The organism is Roseateles oligotrophus (genome assembly GCF_025717515.1).
Lineage (GTDB): Bacteria > Pseudomonadota > Gammaproteobacteria > Burkholderiales > Burkholderiaceae_C > Paucibacter_A > Paucibacter_A oligotrophus.
The window spans coordinates 369354-384746 of sequence record NZ_JAJIRN010000001.1; the positions used below are offsets into that span (position 1 = coordinate 369354).

Genomic DNA, 15393 nt, shown 5'->3' on the forward strand with positions numbered 1-15393 from the left:
GATGGAACTCTGGAACCAACTGCTGGGTGGCTTCGCCACGGCCGGCACGCCGATCAATCTGATGTGGGCCTTTCTGGGCTGCGTGATCGGCACCGGCATCGGCGTCTTGCCGGGCTTGGGGCCGGCGGTGACGGTGGCGATGCTCTTGCCCATCACCTCGCAGGTCGAGCCTACCGCGTCGATGATCTTCTTTGCCGGCATCTATTACGGTGCCATGTATGGCGGCTCGACCACCTCGATTCTGCTCAACACGCCGGGCGAGACCGGCACCATGGTGACGGCGCTGGAGGGCTTCAAGATGGCCAAGAATGGCCGCGCCGGTGCCGCCTTGGCTACCTCGGCGATCGGCTCCTTTGTGGCGGGCACGATTGCCACCATCCTGGTCACCTTGTTCGCGCCTGTGATGGCCGAGTTCGCCGTCACCCTGGGGCCGCCCGAGTATTTCTGCCTGATGTTGCTGGCCTTCACCACCGTCAGCGCGGTGCTCGGCAAGAGCACCTTGCGCGGCATGACGGCGCTCTTCATCGGGCTGGCGATGGGCTTGGTCGGCTTGGATCAAATCACCGCGCAGGTGCGCTACACGGCCGGCATCCCCGAGTTCATGGACGGTATTGAGGTCGTGCTGGTTGCGGTGGGTCTGTTTGCCGTCGGCGAGACGCTTTACAACGCGCTCTATGAGGGCCGCTGCAAGCAGGAGATCAACAAGCTCAGCTCGGTCCATATGACCAAGACCGAATGGCGCCGCTCCTGGCCGGCTTGGTTGCGCGGCACCTTTTTGGGCTTCCCCTTCGGCACCATTCCGGCCGGGGGTTCGGAGATTCCTACCTTCTTGAGCTACGCGATGGAGCGCAAGCTGTCCAAGCATAAAGAGGAGTTTGGCACTGTGGGTGCGATCGAGGGCGTGGCGGGGCCGGAAGCGGCCAATAACGCCGCAGTCACCGCCACCCTGGTGCCGCTGCTGACCTTGGGTATTCCGACCTCGGTGACGGCCGCTATTCTGTTGAGCGCCTTGCAGAACTACGGCATCCAGGCCGGCCCGCAGCTGTTTCAGACCTCATCAACTTTGGTCTGGGCGCTGATTGCCTCGCTCTATATCGGCAATGTGATGCTCTTGGTGCTGAACCTGCCGATGGTCGGCCTATGGGTCAAGCTGCTGAAGATCCCCAAGCCGCAGCTGTATGCCGGCATCCTGATCTTTGCCACCGTCGGGGTCTACGGCATGCGGCAAAGCTCGTTTGATCTGTTCCTGATGCTGGTGATTGGCCTGCTGGGGGTACTGATGCGGCGCTTTGATTTCCCGACCGCACCGGTGGTCGTCGGCATGATTCTGGGGCCGATTGCCGAGGCGCAGCTGCGCAATGCACTGTCCATCGGCGAAGGGCATTGGGGCGTGTTCTTGCAGCGGCCGATGTCGGTCGGCTTGCTCGTCATCGTGGCCCTGGTGCTGTTGCTGCCGCGCGTCTGGCCGCGGGTGATGCGCTGGCGCGAGGTCAGGCTGAAGGCGCAGCGCAACGCTGCGTCTCATTGAGCGCCTTAGCTTGAGGCGCCGGCGGCGAGCGCGAGGTCGCGCTGCATTTGCAGCACGGCTGCATCGGGCTTGAGCTGGGTCGGCCAGCCCTGCAGATGGCGCTCGGCCAGCGCGGTCAGCGCCCGCATGCCGGCGGGGCTGTCGTTCAAGCAGGGGATGTAGTCGAACCGTTGGCCGCCGGCTTGGAGGAAGGCGTCGCGCGCTTCCATGCTGATTTCTTCCAGCGTTTCGAGGCAATCGGCGCTGAAGCCTGGGCAGATCACGGCGACATTTTTGACGCCTTCGGCCGCCAGCTTCTTCAAGGTGGGTTCGGTATAGGGCTCCAACCATTTGGCCTTGCCGAAGCGGCTTTGGAAGGTGACGATGTAGTCGGCCTTGCTTAAACCCAGCGTCTCGGCCAGCAGCCTGCCGGTCTTCAGGCATTCGCAGTGGTAGGGGTCGCCCAGCGCCAGCGTGCGGGCCGGCATGCCGTGAAAACTGATCACCAGCCGCTCGGGTCGGCCGTTAGCGGCCCAATGCGCGCGCACGCTTTCGGCCAGTGCGGCAATGTAGAGCGGCTCGTCGTGATAGCGGTTGATGAAGCGAAGCTCCGGCAGATGGCGGGTCTTGAGCGCCCAGCTCGCCACATCGTCAATCACGCTGGCGGTGGTGGCGCCCGAATACTGCGGGTAAGCCGGCAGCACCAAGATACGGGTCGCGCCCTCGGCACGCAAGGCGTTCAGAGTGTCGGAGATCGACGGCGAGCCGTAACGCATCGCATAACGCACCGTGACCGCGTGGCCGCGTTCGCCCAGGTAGCCTTGTAAAAGTTTGGCTTGCTTTTCGGTCCAGACCTTCAGCGGCGAGCCTTCCGAGGTCCAGACGCTGGCGTATTTCGCGGCCGACTTGGCCGGGCGCACGCGCAAGATGATGCCGTGCAGGATTGCCAGCCATACAAGGCGGGGGATTTCCACCACCCGCGGGTCGCTCAGAAACTGCGCCAGGTAGCGACGCAAGGCCGGGGCGGTGGGGGCATCGGGAGTGCCGAGGTTGCAATAGAGCAGGGCGGTCTTGTTTGGGCTGCCGTGGCTGTAGGCGGCTTCGGGGCGGGTCGTCATGCGGGAAACTGCTCTTTTGCTAAATGGCGGTTGGCTCAACCGCGGCTGCGTGTATGGCCAAAGCTATGGGGCTCGGTGTCGGCGAAATGAAGTACTTCGAAGCTGACGATGGGCGATGTGGCATCGACCGGCGGGCTGCCCAGGCCGATCACACCGTTGCCATGCAGGGTGCAACTGCCGCGCTTCAAGCTGACGACATCGCCGCTGCTGCCGAAGCGCACAAACGTGCCGTTATAGCTGAGGTCGGTGATCGAGAAACTGCCTGCATGCCAGTCGATCCTGGCATGCGAGCGCGACACCCGAGCATCGGTGATGCAATAGGTGGCTTGCACGCTGCGGCCCAAGATGATCGGCATATTGTCGATGTCAAACACCCGGTCCAGATCCAGCCAGACCAGTCTGATGCCGTCGGGTTCGACCGCATGCTGAACCTCGCCAAACTGCGTGGCGGCCACATCGCCCTGTATGGCTTGGTCCAGCACATGGACATGCACCGGCTCGGCGCGGCCGCGTATGGCGATCAGGTCGAGGCTGCGAAAGCGCAACTTCTTGGCCGTCGGCAGACCGGCCAAGACCTCGGTGGTGATCAAGGTTTCGTTGTCGCCGGCATGGTTCAATAAACGCGCGGCGACGTTGACCGCGTCGCCGAAGCAATCGCCATTCATTTCGACCACTTCACCACGCGCCAAGGCCACCTGCATGCGCAAGGCCCGCAGGCTCGGCGAGGCGCCTTGCTGCCTGCCGCGAGCTACCACGCGTTCCAGCATTTCATGCATGCGAATGGCCGACAGCACGCCGTCGTTGGGCGACTCGAAGACGGCCATCAAACCGTCGCCCAATGTCTTGACCAAGCGACCTCTGCATTCATCGACGGCCTGCGCAATCAAGCCCACCGTTTGCGTCACCAGGGACGTCGCTTCGGCATTGCCCAGCGTCTCGAAAAGCCCCGTGCTGCCACGCAGATCGGCGAACAAAACAGTGCGTTCCCGGATTTGGGTCATGGTTGATGAATGAAAGAATAAATGGTCAGGCGTGAAATTATGCGCAGTGTAGCCGGGCTGGATGGCACCGTCGTTTTAGAGGGTTAAGCGAAAAAAAGGGGCTGGATTGCTCCAGCCCCTTTTTGATCCGATCAAGCAGTGATCAGAGCTTATCCAGCTATGTCCTGAGCTTGTGCCTGCGGCGCAAGTTCAGTTATGTCCGCTGCGCGGCCACGACCGCCGTTGGCGGCACATACCCAGGCAACTTGATTACAAGTTGTCCAAGTATGTCCTGAGCTTGTGCCTGCGGCGCAAGCTCAGTCATGTCCGCTGTGCGGCCACGACCGCCGTCGGCGGCATATACCTAGGCAACTTGATTACAAGTTGTCCAAGTATGTCCTGAGCTTGTCCGAGCGGCTTGGGTGCTTGAGCTTGCGGATCGCCTTGGCTTCGATCTGACGAATCCGCTCGCGCGTCACGTCGAACTGCTTGCCGACTTCTTCCAGCGTGTGGTCGGTCGACATCTCGATGCCGAAGCGCATGCGCAAGACCTTGGCTTCGCGCGGCGTCAGGCTGTCGAGGATGTCTTTCACCACATCGCGCAGACCCGCTTGCATCGCGGCTTCGATAGGCGCGGTGTTGTTGGTGTCCTCGATGAAGTCGCCCAGATGCGAATCGTCGTCGTCGCCGATCGGCGTTTCCATCGAGATCGGCTCCTTGGCGATCTTCATGATTTTGCGGATCTTGTCCTCGGGGATCTCCATCTTCTCGGCCAGCGTCGGCGCATCCGGCTCGAAGCCGAATTCCTGCAAATGCTGACGCGAGATGCGGTTCATCTTGTTGATCGTTTCGATCATATGAACCGGAATCCGGATGGTGCGGGCCTGGTCGGCGATCGAGCGGGTGATGGCCTGACGGATCCACCAGGTCGCATAGGTCGAGAACTTGTAGCCGCGACGGTATTCGAACTTGTCGACCGCCTTCATCAAACCGATATTGCCTTCCTGGATCAAGTCAAGGAACTGCAGGCCGCGGTTGGTGTACTTCTTGGCGATCGAGATCACCAAGCGCAAGTTCGCCTCGATCATTTCCTTCTTGGCATCGCGCGAGGCCTTTTCGCCCTCGTTCATCTTCTTGTTGATGTCCTTCAGGTCCTCAATCGGCACGACGGCCTTGGACTGGATGTCCATCAACTTTTGCTGCAGTTCCTGCACCGGCGGCAGATTGCGCGCCAGCACATTGGCGAAAGGCTTGCCGGATGCGATTTCCTTCTCGGCCCATTGCTTGTTCAAGGCATTGGGCGGGAAGCTCTTGATGAAGTACTCCTGCGGCATGCCGCATTTGTCGACCACGATCTTGCGCAGTTCGCGCTCGTAGCGGCGCACATCATCAACCTGCGAGCGCAGCAGATCGCAGAGCTTCTCGATCGTCTTGACGGTGAAGCGGATCGTCATCAGCTCTTGACTGATCGCCAGTTGCGCCTTGTTGTAGGAGGCCGACTTGTAGCCGTCCTTCTCGAACGATTTGCGCATCTTGTCGAAATTGATCGACAAGGAATCGAGCTTGACCAAGGCGGCGTTCTTCAGTTCTTCGAGCTTCTTGGTCAGCGCCTTGGAGCCGCCGTTGCCGTCGTCATCGTCTTCTTCGTCGAATTCGTCGAAGTCTTCTTCGGCCACATAGTCGTCGGCCTCATCGGCGGCGACAAAGCCGTCGACCACTTCGGAAATTGTCTTCTCGCCGGCGCGGATTTTCACGCCGAGGTCGATGATGTGGGCGATTGTGGTCGGCGAGGCCGAGATGGCCAGCATCATCGCCTGCAAGCCGCCTTCGATGCGCTTGGCAATTTCGATTTCGCCTTCGCGGGTCAGCAACTCGACCGTGCCCATTTCGCGCATATACATGCGAACAGGGTCGGTGGTGCGGCCGAATTCGGAGTCCACCGTCGACAGCGCGGCTTCGGCGGCTTCTTCGGCTTCTTCTTCGGTCGCGGTGGCGGTGGTGCTGCCTTGAATCAGCAAGGTGGCCGCGTCGGGCGCCTGCTCGTAGACCGCGATGCCCATGTCGTTCAACATGGAAATGATGGCCTCGAGGATTTCCTCGTTGACCAGCTTTTCTGGCAAGTGGTCGTTGATTTCCTGATGCGTCAGGAAACCACGCGTCTTGCCCATCTTGATCAGCGTCTTCAGCTCATGGCGACGCTTGGCGGCTTCTTCTTCGGTCAGCGCGGTTTCTTCCAGGCCGAACTCGCGCATCAGCGCGCGTTCCTTGGCTCTGGAGACCTTCATCCGCAATGGCTTGGCCTTGGGCTTGTCGGCCTCGACCTCGCCTACTTCGGCGACTTCGCTCTCTGCTTCGGGCTCACCTTCAAGGTCGGCTTCCAGATCCGCGAAGTCTTCTTCATCGGACTCGGCAGCCTTCTTGGCGGGGCCGGCCTTCTTGACCTCGGCAGCTGCCTTGGGCTTGCGGCCGCGCTTGGGCTTGTCATCGGCAGCGGCCGGGGCCGCAGCATCTGTTGGCGCGGCGGCTTTGACCGCTTTGGCCACTCTCACGACTTTGCCGGCGGGCTTCTTGAGTTCTTCGGCGGCGGCGACGGTGGGCTCGGTCTTCTTGGCAGTCATGCAGATCCTCGGGTGGATGTTGGCGGGCGGGCCGGGGAGTGATTCAGTAAAAATAAATCTGAAAAAATTCTAGCTAGCAATGCAGCAGCCACCTGAGGCTGGTTGCTGCGCTTTTCAAGGCGAAGCCCGGTTCAGGTGGCATTCATACGCTTCAAATCGAATTGTTTTCACAACCCTTTTCTAAGCGCGGCGCGTGCAAGCTAGCGTGGACGTTTGAGTTTGCAAACTTGTGCGGATACAGGTGGCCTTGATACCGCTATGGGTGCCCAGTTTCGCTGGGTGGCCGGGTCCGGCAAGCTTTGCCGTCACTCTTGACGCGCGCGGAAAACCCTTAATTATCGCTCAGAACGGCGCAAAGCACAAATTCCCACTAGCTCGGCGTGCTATTGGGGATCTTCAGGGTCTTGATTTGGGCGAGCAGGCGTTTGTAGCGCTCGAACTCCTCGCCTTGCGGATTGCTGGCGGCGATGCGCGTGGTCTCGGCCTCCAGTTGCACGATCCAGAGTTTTTTGAGCAGATTTTGCAGGCCCTCAAACTCCGATTCGTCTTCACTGTGCAGCCCGCCCAGCAGACGCTTGGCGCGATCCAGCAGGCCGTCTTCAGCCAGCGCCGCCTCCAGCACCGACCAAGCGCTGGCGCCGTGATTGAGCAGGTAACGGTCCAACCAATTGATCAAGTCACCGTGAATGCCCGGCAGCTCATGCAGCAATTGGTGATCGTCCGGGCTGAGCCTCTCCCACCAAACGCTATTCAGCAACAACATGCGCAGCGCATGGTCTGCCGGCACATTTGGCGCACTGCGCGGTGTGCCTATCGTTTCATCCTCTGGCTCACCGCGGCGCTTCCAGTTTCCGCTGGGTTTCCAATCCTTTTTCCACTCCTTCTTCTTCGTTGGCCTCGCCTCACCTTGGTGCTCATGGCCCTGTTCATGTCCGCCGGCGTGGCCATCTTCGGGCGGATGTTCGCGGCCATCATCGTGATGCTGCGCAGCCGGCCCGCCCACCTGCCACAAGCCCATCAACTCCTGATCCGGCAGTTGCGCGCGCCGCGCCAAGTCGCCCAGCAGTTGCCTCTTCAGCAGACCTTGCGGCAAGGTTTGCCAGAGTGGTCTGGCGGTCGCCAACATGCGCGCCCGACCTTCGGCGCTGCTGAGGTCGCACCCTTCGCCGGCAACTTCCATCAGCTGCCTGGACAGTGGAATCGCTTCGGCAATGCAGCGCTCGAAGGCATCGGCGCCCAGGTCTCTGACATAGGAGTCGGGGTCATGCTCGGTCGGCAAAAATAGGAACTTGACCGAACGCACGTCGGTGGCATGCGGCAGCGCGGCTTCGAGCGCGCGACCCGCAGCCCGGCGGCCGGCCGCGTCACCGTCGAAGCTGAAGATCACCGACTCGGTGAATCGGAATAGCTTCAGCACATGCTCGGCCGTACAGGCGGTGCCCAAGGTCGCCACCGCGTTGTTGAAGCCATGCTGGGCCAGCGCCACCACGTCCATATAGCCTTCAACCACCAGGGCGTAGCCGCGTTGGCGCAGGCCTTGGCGCGCCTCGTACAGGCCATACAACTCGCGTCCCTTGCTGAAGACCGGCGTCTCGGGGGAGTTCAGATATTTCGGCTCACCCTTGTCGAGCACGCGCCCGCCGAAACCAATCGTCTCGCCCTGCACATTGCGAATCGGAAACATGATGCGATCGCGAAAACGGTCGTACCTTTTTTGCTCCTCGCCTTCTTCGCCCTGAGTGATCACCATGCCGGACTCGGTCAGCAAAGGATCGTCATAGGACGCAAAGGCGCTGGCCAGGCTGCGCCAGCCTTCCGGGGCATAGCCGAGGGCAAACTGCGCGGCAATCTGGCCGGTCAGGCCGCGATTCTTCAAGTAGTCAATCGCGCGCGGGGTCTTCTTCAACTGTGCACGGTAATGGTCGCTGGCGCGCAGCAAAACCTCGGACAGCGTTGCTTGTCTTTGCCTCTGCTGAGCGGCACGCTCGCGCTCTTCGCTCGAGCGCTCGTCCTCGGGCACTTGCATGCCGGTTTGCTGCGCCAGGTCTTGCACGGCCTCAACGAAACCCAGTCCGCTGTGCTCCATCAAGAAGCCGACCGCATTGCCATGCACGCCACAGCCGAAGCAGTGATAGGTCTGGCGCGTCGGACTGACGATGAAGCTGGGCGACTTTTCGCCGTGGAAAGGGCAAAGGCCCTTGTGGTTGATGCCGGCCTTTTTGAGCTCGACATGGCGCCCCACCACCTCGACGATGTCGACGCGTGAGAGTAGGTCTTGAATAAAGCCGGGTGGAATCACCCGGCGAGTCTAAGGCAAGGTCAGCGTTCGTCCGCCGAGCTGGCTGAGCCAGTTGGAGTTACTGAACGCCGTGACCCACTCATTCACTTCGGCGGCCGGCATCGCCGGCGCAATGCCATTGCCCTGGCCTTGCTGGCAGCCGAGTCGCAGCAGCGCTCTTGCATGGGCGGCCGACTCCACGCCTTCGGCCACCACCGTGCAGCCAAAATTCCCGGCCAGACGGATCACGCCTTCGACCAGCGTGCTGTCTTGCTCGTCGATCAACATGTTTTGCACAAACGATCGGTCAATCTTCAGCACATCAACGGGTAGGCGCTTCAGATAGGTGAGAGTCGAATAGCCGGTGCCGAAATCGTCCAGGGCGAAGCTGACGCCGAAGGCCCGGCAATGCTGAATCAGCAAATCGGTCGCGGCGATGTCGGCCAAAGCGGCCGATTCCAGTACCTCCAGGCACAGATGTGCGGCCACCGGTTCTTGGTGGCGATTGATCAATTCTTGCAAGCGTTGAGCGAAATCGGGCATTTGCAACTGTCGGGCGGTCACATTGACGCTGATGTTCAAGCTCAAGCCCGCGCCCAACCATTGCGCGCTTTGTCGCAGAGCTTGCTCCAGCACCCAGTCGCCGACTTGCAGCCCTAGGCCGGTGGATTCGATCAAGGGCAGAAAATGTGCGGGCGCGAGCAGACCACGATCGGGATGCTGCCATCGCAGCAAAGCCTCCATGCCCAGCACCTGGGCGCTGCTCATATCGATCTTGGGCTGGTAATGCAGACGCAACTCACCCGCGTCCAAGGCCTGCTGCACACGAGCCAGCGCGATCAAACTAGCTTCGTCGCGCAGCCGCTTAGCCGTATCGAACAGTTGATAACCATGCCGACCCGAATGTTTCACCCGATAAAGCGCATGGCCGGCATGGCGCAGCAGGGTTTCGGCGTCGGAGTTGTCTTGCGGAAACAAGGTGGCCCCTATGCTGGCGCTGATGTCGATGAGCAGCGGTTTTGCCGTTGGCGAAGTGCCGGCACTTAATTGGTAGGGTTCGGCCAACACCTTCAGCAGTCGTTCCATGGCGAGCTGCGCTTCTTCCGGGCTATTGCTGCGCAGCAACAGGCCGAATTCATCACCTCCCAGCCGGGCGACGCCGTCCGACCATTGCGGCGCGCTGCGCAGCGACGCCTGCAACCGTTGGCCGACCTGCTGCAGCAATGCGTCGGCGTTGGTGCTGCCGTATTGGCTGTTGATGAGCTTGAATTGATCCAGGTCGACTCGGCAAACGCTCAGGCGAAAGCCCTCGCGTTCGGCGCTGACCAGGCCTTCACGCAACATCTGCATGAAAGCGTCGAAATTTGCCAGGCCCGTCAAGGGATCGATGCGCGCCTGGCGCCGCAGCAAGTCCCGCTGTTTCAAGCTTTCGGTCAAGTCCGACACGCTGACCACTCGGTAACGCAATGGCCCGTCGGGCTCGGGAATACTGGAAACGGTCAGCTGCAAATGGCAGGGCGAGCCGTCGGCTCGCTCGGTTTGCACCTGTCCCTGCCAAAAGCCCTGCGCCAGCAAGCTCTGTTGCACTTGCGCGGGCGTCAGCCCTGAGCGATGCAGGCACAACGTCTGCAATGGCGCTGCGGGCCTGCCAATCAACTCCTCACGGCCAAGTCCGAGCATGCGGCAATAGCTCGGGTTGGCGTCAAGCACCAAATGCTCGGAGTCGGTGACCAGCAGGCCTTCATGCAGATGCTGGAACAGGCTCACGCTCATGCGTTGGCGTTCCATTGCGGTGTGGCGCCAACTCACGTCGGTGATGGTCGTTAGCAATGCTGTGGCCATGCCTTGCGCGTTACGCTGCAGCACATGGGCTTTGAGTTCAAACCAAGCCCAATCGGCGGCGGGACCAGCCAGACGAATCGCTTCGTCACAATCATCGAGCGCATTTGGCCGCAGCAGCGCTTCGACGGCGCCGCTGACCCGGTCCTTGTCGAGTGGGTGGGCGGCGGCCAGCCACTCGACAGGGCGGCCAGCATGTTCCGAGTATGCGCCGACCCGGTTCAGCCATTCGGCAGACGCGTAGGTTTGGATGCCTCCGGCGGGCCCGATCCGCCATTCGGCCAAGCTCATGCCGCTTGATTCGAGTGCCTTACGCCATTGCCGCCTGTCATTGTGCAATTCCTTGGCGAGGCTGTGAATCAACAAGGGCAGGGCTGCCGCACTGCCTGCGTAGCCCCAAAACAGCGCCAGACTTTGCGGCAAGGCCAGCACCGAGAAGGGGCCAATTGCTTGGGCGGTCGCCGTTGCTGCGGCCGAAACGACTAACAAAGCCGCGCTTGTGGCCAGCGCAAATGACCCGGATAAGGCCAAGCCACAGAGCAATAGATGAGGAAGAAACAACCAGGGGCTAGGGGCGGTCAGGGCTGTTTGCGGACCAAGAAGAATGAGCCAAGCACTGATTGCGCAGGCCAGCAGCAGGCCGACCGACAGGATTTTCTTGGCCGACATCTTGGCCGGCACCTTGGTGAACTTGTCATGGTCTTGGCGCTCCGTCAGCCGCGCCCAATGCCAACTCATCAACAGGGGCGCCACGGTCAATACGCCCAATGCTTGAGCGCCTAGCCAGCAGAGCAAGGCATCAAGCCAACTGCCGGCAACTGCTTGGCCCATCAACTGCATCGAACTTACCCCGGCCGTAGCACTCAGCAAGGGGCCTCCGACCACTCCCAAGCTCAAAAAGAGCAGCCAGTCAAAGCGACGATTGAACTGCGAGCTAAACCCCAAGCGGCGCATGAGCAGCAAGGCCAAGGTCGGGCCGGCCAGCAGACTAAAGGTCAGCATGGCGGCCAAGCCAATTGGCGCCCCTTGCAGCATGGCAAATACCAGTCCGCTCAACACCAGTCCGCCGGCCATTCGCCAACCCCAGCAGGCCAATGCTGCCAGAGCAATCCCTGCGGTCGGCCAAAACAGCGCGATATAGGGTGGCAAGATGATTGAAACTTCAGCCACTGCGCCGCCGATCAGGCACGCAAATACAAGGCCTAGCAGACGCAGTGGCTCGGGCCATTGCCCAGCGCGGCGGGCTTGGCCGGCCGGCATTGTGTCTACTTTCAATGCGAAATCATCCACGGTCTAGATGGGGCTGGCAGTGAGCCTGCGGCGGCGGGGTATGGGCGTGTGGTGACATTGATTGCCAGTAAATTCTGGCAACTCGATTTAGGTCAAGTCCCACATATAGATTGCAGGCGGCGCGATGCTAGCAGTTGTTTCGCCAGAATAGGCTTGCCAAACCCCCTTGATTCGGGTGGGGGTGCCAAGGCGTGATGGGTACTTATAGTTTTGCCAAGAAAAAAGCCACCCAAAAAGGTGGCTTTTCCAATCGGTACCGGTCTATCAAACCGATGCAGTTACTTGCTCAAACGTGAAAATCTGCAAGGCTTGCTCCGCCATTAATGGCCGCCTTCAGCCATTTTGGCTGCAAACCCCGGCCGCTCCAAGTTTCCCCGGTGGCTTGGTTGCGATACTTGGCGGCAACTTTGGAAGTCTTGGCTGCTTTGGTCGTGCGGCTATTCAGGTCTGCCACGGTCAAGCCGTAGTCATCCATCAAGGACTTAACCTTGGCGATCGCATCGGCCCGCTCGCGATCTTTGGTGCTCGAAATTTGTTCGTCAAGTGCAGCCCGTTGGGCCAGAAGTTCTTTTAGCGATGCCATTAGTGCAAATCCTCGCGAAGTTTTAGAGTTCAGCCAACTGCGAACGAGTTAATTATAAACACAGCAGGAATGAAAATCAAAATAGCTAATTGCACTTGTTTGGCAGAACCAACGTATCGGGCGAAACTCGTCCGATAGACCCGGTCAATTTTCAGGGTATTGACCGAGCCATTCGCTCACTTATAGCCGACGCGGTCCAGCATCTGTTGGATCTTGGGTAGATGGCTGCCAATCACCGCTACCGGGATAGTTTCAGTCTTGAATTTTCCCATTGACTCAAGCGCGGGGTTGCTGATGCGCAAGCCCGGCACGGCGGGCCATTCATTGTTGCCGTTGGCAAAGTAGGCTTGCGCCTCGTCGCCGCTCAAATACTCTAGAAACTTGATGGCGCTGTCGCGGTTTTTTGCATATTTGGCAATCGCACCGCCTGCGATATTGATGTGGGTGCCCCAGCCTTGCTGATTGGGGAACACTGTGCCAATCTTTTCCATCGCCGCACGATCTTCCGGCTTGTCGGAGCGCATCATCCGAGCCAGATAGTAACTATTGGTAATCGCCACGCCGCATTCGCCGCTGGCAACCGCCTTGATCTGATCGGTGTCTCCACCTTTGGGCGGCCGGGCCATATTTGCCACCATGCCTTTGAGCCAGTTTTCGGTTTCGACGGCGCCCAAATGCTCATAAACCGCTCCGAACAAAGAAAGGTTGTATGGATGGGAGCCCGAGCGGGTGCAAAGTTTGCCTTTGATCTTTGAATTACCGAGGTCTTGATAGTTCAAAACGTCTTCTTTATTCACGTTTTGTTTGTTGTAGACGATGACGCGTGCCCGCGTTGAGAGGCCAAACCAAGTCGTTCCTTTATCGGTCGCTTTGGCACGTAATTGGGCAGGTATGCGCTCATCCAAGCGATTGGACTTGAAGGGCTGGAAAAGGCCGTCTTCTTCGGCCTGCCAGAGTCGCGCGGCATCCACCAGCAAAATGACGTCGGCCGGACTGGCTGCCCCTTCGCTCTTCAATCTGGCCAATAGCCCAGCATCATCGGTATCTACCCGATTGATGCGAATGCCGGTGGTTTTAGTGAAATTGGCGTAGAGCGCCTCGTCGGTCTGATAGTGGCGAGCCGAATATAGATTCAGCACCTGCTCTTGCGCCTGTGCCGCGACAGAAATACCAGCGAGCAGGCCAATAAGTAGCAGAGATTTTGCGAGGGGGGCGAATTGCATAGAACTCCAAATCAGATAAATGTTGATCTGGAGTCCATCTTAACAAGAATGATTCCTGTTTGTCATTGCGTCTGCTCAGGCCGTTGGCGGGACATGGCTGCCACCGCTCAAACGCCGTCGCCGAAGAACAACTGTTGCTGCGGTCTCACTTGCGCGATGCGCAAATGATCCCGCCCCGCAATTCTTGGCCCGAGCTCCGCTCAGGCCGTTGGCGGGACGTATCCCGCCACCGCTTCGGCGCCATCGCCGAAGAAGAATTGCTCCATCTGCCTGGCGAGATATTGGCGGGCGCGCAGGTCGGCGAGGTTCAGCCGGTTTTCATTCACCAACATGGTCTGATGCTTCATCCAGGCCGCCCAACCTTCTTTGCAGACGTTCTGGTAAATGCGCTTGCCCAATTCCCCTGGGTAGGGCGAGAAGTCCATGCCTTCGCCTTCTTTTTTCATGTAAATACATTGCACGGTGCGAGCCATAAAACCTCTTAGATTGGTTAATTGGAAAAACAAGGCGGCACGATGTGCCTGGCCTTTGGGGTTTGAATTCAGCTGAGTTTCTTGACCAAGACCTGCGAGCGCCGGTCCCAGTTGTATTTGCGCTTGCGCTCTTCGGGCAGCCATTCCGGGTCGACCGGTTGGAAGCCGCGCTTGATGAACCAATGCATGGTGCGCGTGGTCAGCACAAAGATGCTGGCCAAGCCCTGCGACTTGGCTTGCTGCTCGACCCGCTTCAGAATGCGGTCACCGTCGCCCTGGCCTTGCACAGCCGGCGACACCGTCAAAGCCGCCATCTCGCCGGTGCGCGCTTCCACATAGGGGTAGAGCGCCGCGCAGCCGAAGATCACACCGTCATGCTCGATGACGGTGTAGAGGTCAATATCGCGCTCGATTTCGGTGCGGTCGCGCTTGACCAGGGTGCCGTCGCGCTCCAGCGGTTCGATCAGCGCGATGATGCCGCCGATGTCGTCGGAGCCGGCTTCGCGCAGGCTTTCCAGCTTCTCGTCGACCACCATGGTGCCGATGCCATCGTGGGTGTAGACCTCTTGCAGCAGCGCCCCGTCCACCGCGAAGGGCACGATGTGCGAGCGCTCGACGCCGGCCTGGCAGGCCCGCACGCAATGGCGCAAATAAAAGGCCACATCGGTCGGCTCGGTCGGCGCGGGCAGGCTGGCCAGCAGGCGCACCGCATCGGCCAAGGCCAGTTCGGTGTCGACCGCGCTGCTGCTGTCACCGGGCTGCTCATGCACGCCGTCGATCTCGCAAACGAACAGCAGTTTGTCGGCTTGCAGCGCGATCGCCGCGCTGGTCGCCACATCCTCCATATTCAGATTGAAGGCCTCGCCGGTTGGCGAGAAGCCAAACGGCGACAGCAAAACCACCGCGCCGCTGTCGATGGCACGCTGAATCGCGGCGGCGTCCACCTTGCGGACCACGCCGCTGTGCTGAAAATCAACCCCGTCGACGATGCCGACCGGGCGCGCGGTCAAAAAGTTGCCCGACACCACCCGCACCGTGGCGTTGGCCATCGGCGTATTGGGCAGGCCCTGGGAGAAGGACGCTTCGATCTCGAAGCGCAACTGGCCGGCGGCTTCTTGCGCGCAGTCGAGGGCCAGCGCATCGGTGACGCGCTGGCCGTGGCTGTACTGCGGCGTTTGGCCTTTGGCGGCGAGTTGCTCGTTGACCTGGGGCCGAAAACCATGAACCAAAACGATCTTGATGCCCATCGCGTGCAAGATGGATAAATCCTGCACAAAGGCGTTCAATTTCCCGGCGGCAACCAGCTCGCCCGGCATGCCGACGACAAAGGTTTCACCCCGATAGGCGTGGATATAGGGCGCGACCGAACGGAACCAGGGCACAAAGGTGTGGGGAAATACAAGACTCATGGCCTCAATTGTGCCGCAGGCCGTGGGCCGCCTGTGATTCTGGGGATTGAAGCGGCGCCCATCTGACCAGACGAT

At 60.2% G+C, this 15393-nt stretch carries 10 protein-coding genes; 1 reads left to right on the forward strand and 9 read right to left on the reverse strand.

Annotation, left to right across the window (positions count from 1 at the left end):
• Position 1: 1 nt before the first annotated feature.
• Positions 2 to 1528: a tripartite tricarboxylate transporter permease gene (locus LNV07_RS01785; RefSeq protein ID WP_263569445.1), complete on the forward strand. Its 1527-nt coding sequence runs from the start codon at positions 2 to 4 to the stop codon at positions 1526 to 1528.
• 5 nt (positions 1529 to 1533) lie between these two features.
• Here the strand turns inward: LNV07_RS01785 and hemH are convergent, their stop codons facing one another.
• From hemH to argA, 9 genes are all read right to left on the reverse strand, one after another.
• On the reverse strand, positions 1534 to 2625 hold the full coding sequence (gene hemH, locus LNV07_RS01790; RefSeq protein ID WP_263569446.1) for a ferrochelatase: 1092 nt from the start codon (positions 2623 to 2625) through the stop codon (positions 1534 to 1536).
• 35 nt (positions 2626 to 2660) lie between these two features.
• Positions 2661 to 3626 carry an adenylate/guanylate cyclase domain-containing protein gene (locus LNV07_RS01795; RefSeq protein ID WP_263569447.1) on the reverse strand — a complete coding sequence of 322 codons (966 nt, stop codon included), beginning with the start codon at positions 3624 to 3626 and terminating at the stop codon, positions 2661 to 2663.
• Positions 3627 to 3982: 356 nt separating this feature from the next.
• Positions 3983 to 6223 (reverse strand): RNA polymerase sigma factor RpoD, encoded by a 2241-nt coding sequence (gene rpoD, locus LNV07_RS01800; protein ID WP_263569448.1) that lies wholly within the window; start codon positions 6221 to 6223, stop codon positions 3983 to 3985.
• A gap of 370 nt (positions 6224 to 6593) precedes the next feature.
• Complete coding sequence (gene dnaG, locus LNV07_RS01805; protein WP_263569449.1) at positions 6594 to 8522, reverse strand: DNA primase; 1929 nt, start codon at positions 8520 to 8522, stop codon at positions 6594 to 6596.
• Between the two features lie 9 nt (positions 8523 to 8531).
• Positions 8532 to 11600, reverse strand: a complete 3069-nt coding sequence (locus LNV07_RS01810; RefSeq protein WP_263569450.1) for a bifunctional diguanylate cyclase/phosphodiesterase — start codon at positions 11598 to 11600, stop codon at positions 8532 to 8534.
• 316 nt (positions 11601 to 11916) lie between these two features.
• Positions 11917 to 12213, reverse strand: coding sequence for an H-NS histone family protein (locus LNV07_RS01815; RefSeq protein ID WP_263569451.1), 297 nt, complete (start codon positions 12211 to 12213; stop codon positions 11917 to 11919).
• A 176-nt stretch (positions 12214 to 12389) separates the two neighbouring features.
• Positions 12390 to 13436 (reverse strand): extracellular solute-binding protein, encoded by a 1047-nt coding sequence (locus LNV07_RS01820; RefSeq protein ID WP_263569452.1) that lies wholly within the window; start codon positions 13434 to 13436, stop codon positions 12390 to 12392.
• Positions 13437 to 13636: 200 nt separating this feature from the next.
• The gene (locus LNV07_RS01825) at positions 13637 to 13909 is read right to left on the reverse strand and encodes an oxidative damage protection protein (RefSeq protein ID WP_263569453.1); all 273 of its coding nucleotides are present in this window, start codon (positions 13907 to 13909) and stop codon (positions 13637 to 13639) included.
• Between the two features lie 68 nt (positions 13910 to 13977).
• A complete protein-coding gene (gene argA / locus LNV07_RS01830) occupies positions 13978 to 15318 on the reverse strand; it encodes an amino-acid N-acetyltransferase (protein ID WP_263569454.1) in 1341 nt (446 codons plus the stop codon).
• Positions 15319 to 15393: the final 75 nt, after the last annotated feature.